At 67.2% G+C, this 8,506-nt stretch carries 8 protein-coding genes; 4 read left to right on the plus strand and 4 right to left on the minus strand.

The genetic code is table 11. The annotated features are described in order from the left end of the window. The first annotated feature begins 55 nt into the window (after positions 1-55). A complete protein-coding gene (gene deoC / locus HB677_RS12250; RefSeq protein WP_213815991.1) occupies positions 56-766 on the plus strand; it encodes a deoxyribose-phosphate aldolase in 711 nt (236 codons plus the stop codon). A gap of 24 nt (positions 767-790) precedes the next feature. On the opposite strand, the gene HB677_RS12255 is transcribed toward deoC, so the two are convergent. Genes HB677_RS12255 through galT form a run of 3 tightly spaced genes read right to left on the minus strand, consistent with a single transcriptional unit; the run spans position 791 to position 5,215 of the window. Then, entirely contained in the window at positions 791-2,899 is a 2,109-nt protein-coding gene (locus tag HB677_RS12255; RefSeq protein ID WP_213815992.1) for a DUF2207 domain-containing protein, read from the minus strand. Positions 2,900-2,948: 49 nt separating this feature from the next. After that, positions 2,949-4,106 (minus strand): galactokinase, encoded by a 1,158-nt coding sequence (gene galK, locus HB677_RS12260; RefSeq protein WP_213815993.1) that lies wholly within the window; start codon positions 4,104-4,106, stop codon positions 2,949-2,951. Next, positions 4,103-5,215 (minus strand): galactose-1-phosphate uridylyltransferase, encoded by a 1,113-nt coding sequence (galT, locus tag HB677_RS12265; protein ID WP_213815994.1) that lies wholly within the window; start codon positions 5,213-5,215, stop codon positions 4,103-4,105. Before galT ends, galK begins: the two co-directional genes overlap by 4 nt. 65 nt (positions 5,216-5,280) lie before the next feature. Between galT and HB677_RS12270 the strand changes: the two genes are divergently transcribed. Genes HB677_RS12270 through HB677_RS12280 form a run of 3 tightly spaced genes read left to right on the plus strand, consistent with a single transcriptional unit; the run spans position 5,281 to position 7,522 of the window. Then, entirely contained in the window at positions 5,281-6,105 is an 825-nt protein-coding gene (locus HB677_RS12270; RefSeq protein WP_213815995.1) for a DeoR/GlpR family DNA-binding transcription regulator, read from the plus strand. 9 nt (positions 6,106-6,114) lie between these two features. Then, positions 6,115-7,032: an aldose 1-epimerase family protein gene (locus HB677_RS12275; RefSeq protein ID WP_213815996.1), complete on the plus strand. Its 918-nt coding sequence runs from the start codon at positions 6,115-6,117 to the stop codon at positions 7,030-7,032. Between the two features lie 43 nt (positions 7,033-7,075). Then, positions 7,076-7,522 carry a pilus assembly protein CpaE gene (locus HB677_RS12280; protein WP_213815997.1) on the plus strand — a complete coding sequence of 149 codons (447 nt, stop codon included), beginning with the start codon at positions 7,076-7,078 and terminating at the stop codon, positions 7,520-7,522. A 15-nt stretch (positions 7,523-7,537) separates the two neighbouring features. Here the strand turns inward: HB677_RS12280 and HB677_RS12285 are convergent, their stop codons facing one another. Further along, positions 7,538-8,227, minus strand: a complete 690-nt coding sequence (locus HB677_RS12285) for a hypothetical protein (protein ID WP_213815998.1) — start codon at positions 8,225-8,227, stop codon at positions 7,538-7,540. Between the last annotated feature and the right edge of the window lie 279 nt (positions 8,228-8,506).

Below are 8,506 nucleotides of genomic sequence, written 5' to 3' on the forward strand. Positions count from 1 at the left end.
AGCGAGCGCGGCGGAGATTTCACGCCCCGAGGTCAGAGGCCGCACAATAAGAGGCATGACCACCATCGAATTGCCCGCTGACGCAGCCTCCCTCGCCCGTTACATCGACCACACGCTGCTGAAGCCCGAGGCCACGGCCGCCGACGTCACCGCGCTCATCGCGGAAGCCGTCGAGCTCGGCACCTACTCGGTCTGCGTGTCGCCATCGATGCTCCCGCTGGAGATCCCCACCGGCTCTGACCTCAAGGTCGCCGTGGTCTGCGGTTTCCCCAGTGGCAAGCACCACTCCAGCATCAAGGCGGCAGAAGCAGCCCTCTCCGTCGAGCAGGGCGCCGACGAGGTTGACATGGTCATCGACGTCGGAGCGGCCAAGGCCGGTCTGTTTGACGCCGTCGAGGCGGACATCGCCGCGGTGCGCGCCGTCATCCCCGCTCCCCGAGTGCTCAAGGTAATCATCGAGTCCGCACTGCTCAGCGATGATGAGATCGTCGGCGTGTGCCGCGCGGCCGTCGCCGCCGGGGCCGACTTCGTCAAGACCTCCACCGGCTTCGGATCATCGGGCGGCGCCACCGTGCACGCGGTGCGCCTGATGGCCCACACCGTCGACGGAAAGCTGGGCGTCAAGGCGTCGGGCGGGGTCCGCAGCTACGAAGACGCGATCGCCATGATCGAGGCCGGCGCCACGCGCCTGGGAGTCTCGGGCACCGCAGCCCTGCTGTCCGGAGCCGCGGCCAGCGCGGCCGAGGGCTCCGGCAGCTCCTACTAGGCCCGCGGGCGCGCGACTGACGAGCTAGCGGCCGCCACCGCCGCCACCGCCTCCTCCGCCACCGGAGAAGCCGCCGCCTCCCGAGCCGCCCGAGAAGCTTCCGCCGCCGCTGCCGCTCCACGAGGAGCTCGGCGGCGGGGGTGTCGGTGTCGCGCTCGTCTGCACGGAGTTGCCGAACCCGGAGATCGCGTTGAGTAGGAGCAGGCTGCTGAAGGTGTTGTCGGTACCGATGAACCAGGCCGGGGAGTTCGAGGTCGTGTCGTAGTAGGCAGCGAGCTCCTTTGCCCACTCCTTCTCCACGCCCCAGAGCACCGCGAACGGCAGCAGCTTCTCGTACAGCTTGACGACCTCGGCCTGGTCGCCGACGTTGATCCGCTCGGCGCCGTCGGGGCTCTGGAGCATGCGGAACCGGTTGGCCTCGGCGAGCTGCAGATACTCGCGCATACCGATGAGGTAGTCACGCATCTCCGCACCGGCGTCCGTCAGCACGGGTCCGCGGCTCGAGAGTGAGAACGAGACGAACAGCCCGAAGAAACTCACCACGAGCGCGGCGATCAACCAGGGGCTGAAGATGCCGGCGACACCGGTAATGATTGCCACGAGAATGCTCACCACGAGAAGAGCCACGATGCCCACGGCGATGAGCACGCCCCCGCGCGAGCTGCCGGACTTGCGGAGACCGCGAGCCTCGAGCTGCTTGCCCGCCGAGATGCGCAGCGACGAGAAGGCGGTGGCCAACGGGTCATCCGTCACGCCAATCTCCCGCACGGCACCCGGTTCGAGCCGCGTGCCGAAGAGGCTGCCGAGCATCCACTTCTCCATCACGTCGACGTTGTTGGCGTGGACGAGCTGCAGCGTGAATTCGGCGCCGCTCGCGGTCACCGGGTAGTCGAGGATCCGGATGTTGCCGCGAACGGCGAAGCTCACCAGCTGGGCCGAGATGCCGCTGTTCGCGCGGCGTTCCAGAAGGGCTCCCGCCTCGATCAGGTTGATGCCTTTCGGCACGCTGTACTGCGGAATGATGATGCCTCGACCCTTGGCGTCCTTCGGACCGAGGGCGACCCGGTAGACGATGGAGAAGAGCACGCCGGCGGCGCTGAGGATTGCGAGGATCAGGGCGAGCACCGTCGACCAGATGGGCACGTCCTCGCCGAACGCCGGGGCTTCGGAACCCGTGCCCGCCGACCCGTCGCCGCTCGTGCCGCCGTCGAAGTTGGCGGGCACCTGCTCGAACGTTCCGAGGGTGAAGCCGATCGCGACGGTGAGGTTTTCGCCGGCGGTGAGGTTGACGACCGTTGCGGTGATGAGTGCCTCGTCGCCGGGAGTCGCCGGAGTGGTCGGGGTCGCGCCCGGGTCGGTGGTCGCCGGCGCGCTCGGCGCGGAGCTGGAGACGCCCGCCTGGCGAATCTCGCAGGTGTCGCTGGAGCCCTGTGCGCCGTAGTAGCAGGCCATCTTGCCGGTGAGGGCGGGAACCAGCGTCGGGTCGACGTGAACGCGGGCAGTCACGCGGCCGAATGGCTGCTCGAAGCCGGTTCCGTTGGTGTCCCAGTACAGCTCGTCGTCGTTGGTGTCCGTGAACGCCCGCACCACGTTGTCCTGCGTGTAGGTGATCGTGTACGTGACGTTGCCATGCACGTAGTCGTCGGTGCCGAGTTCGATCGTCGTGAAGTCACCATCGGTGTCGACGCTGTACGGCTTGGTGTTGCCCTCGGAGTCCGACACCGACTCGAGCGTGGTGTTCAGCGGGACCCCGTCGTAATCGTTCGGGATCGCCCGCACCATTCCCTTGTTCTGGTCGGTCTCAGGGAACGTGGCGACGAAGGTCTCGACCGTCCGCATGGTCGAGCGTCCGTCGGTGTGGCGGGAGAGGTAGTAGTCACCGGTGAAGGACGAGAACTCAAAGTCCGAGGTGTCCGCCCGCACAGGTCCAATGCGAGGGGATGCCACGCCCGCCGCGATTCCGGATGCTGACGTGAGTCCAGCCGACGCCGGGGCGACGACGGGAGCCGCGGTCGCGGACGCCGCAGGCAGCACCGCGGAGCCGAGTCCGGCGAGCAACAGAGCTCCCGCGGACAGGGCGCGGAGTGCGCCGGAGAACCGTGGACGAGAGGCCGTGCTGTGCTTCGAGGTCACGCCCCGAGCCTAGGGTACGGCCCCGAAATCCCCGAGTGCCGGCGACGGGCTACTCGCGGATCGCACCGTCCGACGCGTTCACGACGAAGGAGACAGGCTGGCCGAAGCCGTGCTCGGCGAAGGCACCGTCGATCGCGACCTGCAGGCGGGAGACGTCGTCCGACCGGATGAGCGCGATCGCCGCACCGCCGAAGCCGCCGCCGGTCATGCGAGCGCCGATGGCGCCGTTGGCCTGCGCGGTCTCGACGGCGAGGTCGAGCTCCGGCACGGAGATCTCGAAGTCGTCGCGCATGGACCGGTGCGAAGCATCCAGCAGATCACCGATCGCCGAGGGACCGCTCTCGCGCAGCACACGCACGGTGTCGAGCACGCGCTGGTTTTCGGTGATCACGTGGCGGACGCGGCGGAAGGTCTCGTCGTCGAGGATCTCGCGGGCCCGGGGAAGGTCGTCGACCGAGAGGTGACGGAGTGACGGGACGCCGAAAGCGGCGGCACCCGCCTCGCAGGAGGCGCGGCGGGCCGCGTATCCGCCGGTGGCGTGGTCGTGGCTGACGCCGGTGTCGATGATGAGCAGCTCGAGCCCGGCCTCGGCGAATCCGAGGTCGATGATCTGCGATTCGAGGCTCTGGCAGTCGAGGAACACCGCTGCATCGCGCTTGCCGAGCAGCGATGCGGACTGGTCCATGATGCCGGTGGGGGCACCCACGACCTTGTTCTCGGCGAGCTGGCCGACCTTGGCGAGCGTGGGCCGGTCGAATCCGAGCTGCCAGGCGTCGTTGAGGGCCAGGGCGACGGCGCTCTCGATGGCGGCGGACGAGGACAGCCCCGCGCCCACGGGCACCGTCGACTCGAGGTAGATGTCCACGCCGGGAACGGCGGCAAGGTCAGCCCCGAACTGTCCAAGCGCCCACACCACGCCGAGGGGATACGCCGACCATCCGCTGAGCTGGTTGGGGGAAAGACCGTCGAGGGCGATCTCGACGACCTCGTCGGCGAAGGCACTGCTGACACGGATCATCCGGTCGTCCCTCGTTCCCAGGGCGAGAACTGTGCGCAGGTTGATGGCAAACGGCAGCACGAAGCCCTCGTTGTAGTCGGTGTGTTCACCGATGAGGTTCACGCGTCCTGGCGCGGACCACAGGCCGTTGGGCTCGTGTCCGTAGAGGCTGGTGAAGGCCGCAAAGACCTCGTCGCGGATGTCGCTCATGCTCGGCTGATTCCTTCTCTGATGAAAGCTGCTGTGGTTTCGGGCAACACGTCGCCGATGAAGGCGCCCATGGCTGCCTCCGAGCCGGCGAGGTACTTGAGTTTGTTGGCGGCGCGACGCGGGGACGTGATCTGCAACATCAGCCGCACGTCGTTTCTTCCGACGTTGACCGGTGCCTGGTGCCAGGCGGCGATGTACGGCGTGGGGGTGTCGTACAACTTATCGATGCCGCGCAGCAGCGTGAGGTACAGGGTCGCGAGCTCGTCGCGTTCCTCGTCGTTGGTCGCCGCGAAGTCGGGGATGTGGCGGTGCGGAAGCATGTGCACCTCGATGGGCCAGCGTGCGGCGAAGGGCACGTAGGCCGTCCAGTGAGTGCCGGAGAGCACGACCCGCTCGGAGGCGCGCTCGCTGTCGAGGATCTGCTGGAACAGGTCGGGTCCGACTTTTTCGATCGACTCGAGCAGCCGCGTGGTGCGCGGGGTGACGTACGGGTAGGAGTAGATCTGCCCGTGCGGGTGCTGCAGTGTGACGCCGATCTCCTCGCCGCGGTTCTCGAACGGGAACACCTGCTCGATGCCGGGCATCGCCGACAGCGCCGCCGTGCGGTCAGCCCACGCCTCGATGACGGTGCGGGCGCGCGACGGCGAGAGGCTGCCGAACGACCCCTCGTGCTCCGGGCTGAAGCAGACGACCTCGCAGCGACCGACAGAGGCGAAACTGCGGTTCAGGCCGACCTCGCGCAACGCGTCGAGTCCGCCGGGAGCGTTCGCGTCGTCACCCAGCGCAGGCCCAAACGACGGCGACTTGTTCTCGAACACCGCAACGTCGTAGTTGGCAGGCACCTCGGTCGCGTTGTCCGGGGTCGTCGGAGCAAGAGGGTCCTGGTTCGCCGGCGGCAGGAACACGCGATTCTGCCGAGCCGCCGCGATCGAGATCCACTCGCCGGTCAGCACGTCCTGTCGCATCACGGCGGTGTCAGGCCGCGGGTCGAGGTGTCGCGCGTCGGCGGTGCGCTCGGGCGGCAACGTCGTGTCTGCGTCGTCGAAGTAGATCAATTCACGTCCGTCGGCCAGCACAGTGGCGCGTTTGACGATTCCGCTGGAAGTCATGAGTATTACGATATCGAAATACTAAGCTTTCGATAACGAAACTTTGCAGAGATTGGATCGAGTGGATGCCCCGCGACACGAGCACCGCCGCACGCCGCGAGAAACTGGCAGCCCTCGTGTCCGAGCGCGGGTTTCTTCGTGTGACCGACGCGGGGGAACTGCTCGGGGTCAGTGAGGTCACCGTACGGGGAGACCTCACGGCCCTCGAGCGCGATCTCGTGGTGGTCCGCACTCACGGCGGCGCGATGCCGCGCAGTGCCGTGCCCCGCGAGCCGACCTTCGAGCAAGCGGTCACCGTCGACGCCGAATCGAAGCGGGCCATCGGCGAGCTCGCCGCGTCCCTCGTCTCCAGCGGACAGAGCGTCATCCTCGACGTCGGGTCGACCGCGCTCGCCGTGGCGCACGCCCTCGTGCGCCGCACCGACCTCCACGATGTTGCGATCATCACCAACGGACTCTCGATCGCCCTCGCCCTGGAGGAGGGCATGCCCCGCTTCACGGTCGTCGTGACCGGCGGCACCCTCCGCCCGCTGCAGCACTCGCTCGTCAACCCGTCGGCCTCCGGGTTCTTCGACTCTGTGCACGCCGACATCGCCTTCATCGGCTGCAACGGCATCGACCCCGACAACGGCGTCACGAATATCAACTTCCCGGAGGCGGAGATTAAGCGACGGATGATCCAGGCCGCCGCACACCGGGTGCTGATCGCCGACCGGAGCAAGCTGGGCCGCGCCCACCTCGGCGTGATCGGCGCCGTCGGGGACTTTCACCGACTCGTGACCGGGGGCGACGGGTCATCCGCCGTCCTGACGCAGTTGCGTGCCGCGGGGCTTGACGTGCTCATCGCCGACGACGGGCGCAGTGATTCCAGCGCCGGCGGGCAGGAATAGGCTGTCGTCATGCGTGCTCCCACCGGTGAACAGTTCGTCCTCACTCGCTCGACTCCGCTCGGCGATGCCACAGCGATCATCACGGAGGTTGCAGCATCGTTGCGCACCCTCCAGATCGGTGGCATCGACCTGACGCAGCCGTACCCCGAGTCATCCATCCCGCTGTTCGGCGACGGCATCGTGCTCGTGCCCTGGCCCAACCGCATCGAGGACGGCGAGTGGGAGCTGAACGGCGTGACGCAGCGCCTGGACATCACCGAGCCGAAGCTGCACAACGCCATTCACGGGCTGCTGCGCAACGCGCCGTACACCTTGGTCGAGCGCACGGAGAGCTCGGTGACCCTGGCCGCGACCGTCTTCCCGCAGCATGGGTACCCGTTCCTGCTCGACACGACCGTGCGCTACGAGCTGGTGGACGACGGGCTCAAGGTCACCCACGAGATCGTCAACGCCTCCGAGGCCGCGGCGCCCGTCGCGATCGGCACCCACCCCTTCTTCCAGATCGGCGACGTCGACACCGCCGACCTGACGCTCACCGTGCACGCCTCCACCCGGTTCCCGGTGAACGAGCGTCTCGTTCCCAGCAGCGAGATCCCGGTCGATGGTGACTACGACCTGCGGACCGGTCGCAAGGTGGGTGAGCTGACGCTGGATGACGCGTTCGGTGAGCTTGCTCCGGTCGACGGTGTCGTGGCGCAACTTGCCGCGGACGACGGTCGCACGATCGCGCTGTGGCAGGACGAGAACTTCCCCTACGCCCAGGTGTTCATCACACGCATCTTCCCGCTCGGTGACGACGTCACCCTTGCCATTGCGATGGAGCCGATGACGGCGCCGGCCAACGCGTTCAACACCGGGCAGTCGCTGCGCTGGCTTGAGCCGGGCGAATCGTGGACCGCCAGCTGGGGCATCCGCTACACCGTCTGATTCTTTCTAGACCGTTCCCGGACAACCCGCGCATAATGGCGGGATGATCTCGACCGAACTGGCACGGGCACTGCGGGACTCCGGACTCACCTGGCATCCGGGCGTGGGTGATGCGTTCTGCATCGACAGGGTCGAGGTCGACGGGGAGATTTTCATTCTCAGCGACATGACGGTGGAGGCGCACGAATTTTCCACCGGAACTGTGCTGGGCTTCAACGGCACGACCGAGTGGGCGCTGGACTCCGTCTCGCTCGACGATGCGCTGTGGCTGCCGCGCGAGGGACAACTGCGCGATCTGCTGCGCGCAACGTTCAGGTCGCTCGAGGCGATCGACGGTGGCTTCCGGGTATCGGTGGTCTTCGACGGGAAACTGCAGTCGTTCGAGGCCCCGGGCGCGGCCGATGCGTACGCCCGGGCGCTCATCACGCTGATCGACGATTCGCTGGGTGACCCGTTCCCCGATCTGGAGGACGAGCTCCCCACCGTGTGAGCCGTGCGGTCGCTGTTAGTGGGGGAGGATCGCGACCGGAACCGGGATGTGGATGGTTTGGCTCGAGTAGTCGCCGGTGCCCTTGCTCGTCTCGGCGTGGATGACCATCGCGAAGTCGAGCGTCACGCCGTAGGTGTCGGACGCGAGCTGGCCGATGCGGTTGTCCTCGAGCTGGAAGCCGCCCTTGGGAGAGGTCACCAGCAGTCCGCTCTTGGAGCGCAGCGCCTCGGGGTCGAGGGTCACCGCCAGCGGGTTGGTGTCAAGCACAAAGGGGGAGGTGGATGCCCCGCTGCTGGTGGTCGTCTTTGCCGCGACCGAGATGCGCGACATGTACACCTTGCGCTTGTTCGCGAAGGCCGCTTCGGGTGAGACGCTCTGATCGAACACGTTGATGACGAACGAGAACGCCTTGTCGCTGTCGGGGAACCACTCGTGCGTCTTCTGTTCGGTCCACACGTCGAGCTCGAGTTCGAGCTGATCGGCGATCATCACCTTGCTGTGCACGGACCCCATGTCGGTGAACACCGAGTTGAAGACGAGGGGCGTCTTCGTGGCGGTGGGTACCGGCGTCGAGTCGACGGCGGTCAGGGCGGCCGACTGCGGCTGGGGGCCCAGGATGCTGCTGAGCGAGCATCCGGTCAGACCGACCATGGCCGAGAGGGCGATGGCGGAGGCGGCAAGGGCAAAGCGGGTGCGAATCGGCATGGGAGACCTTCGGGGGTCGGGAAAAAGGGGCTGTATGCAGGGCAGCAACAGCAAAGTTTGACACACCGTCGCGTCTCCGGGACCGCCGATCCCCACAACTGGGGGCAAAACTCGTCACCGTGCACATGTGTCCCGTGGCGGGAGAAAACGCAGGCAGCGGCGGGAGAAAAAAGCGCGCGGCGGGGGGCGTAGCTCCCGCCCACCAGCACATTCCTTCGCCTCCCAAAAATGTGCGGGCGCGACGAACCAAAGCTCAGGCCTAATTTTCCTGAAGAGCCC

Source organism: Glaciihabitans sp. dw_435, assembly GCF_018449675.1.
Lineage (GTDB): Bacteria > Actinomycetota > Actinomycetes > Actinomycetales > Microbacteriaceae > Glaciihabitans.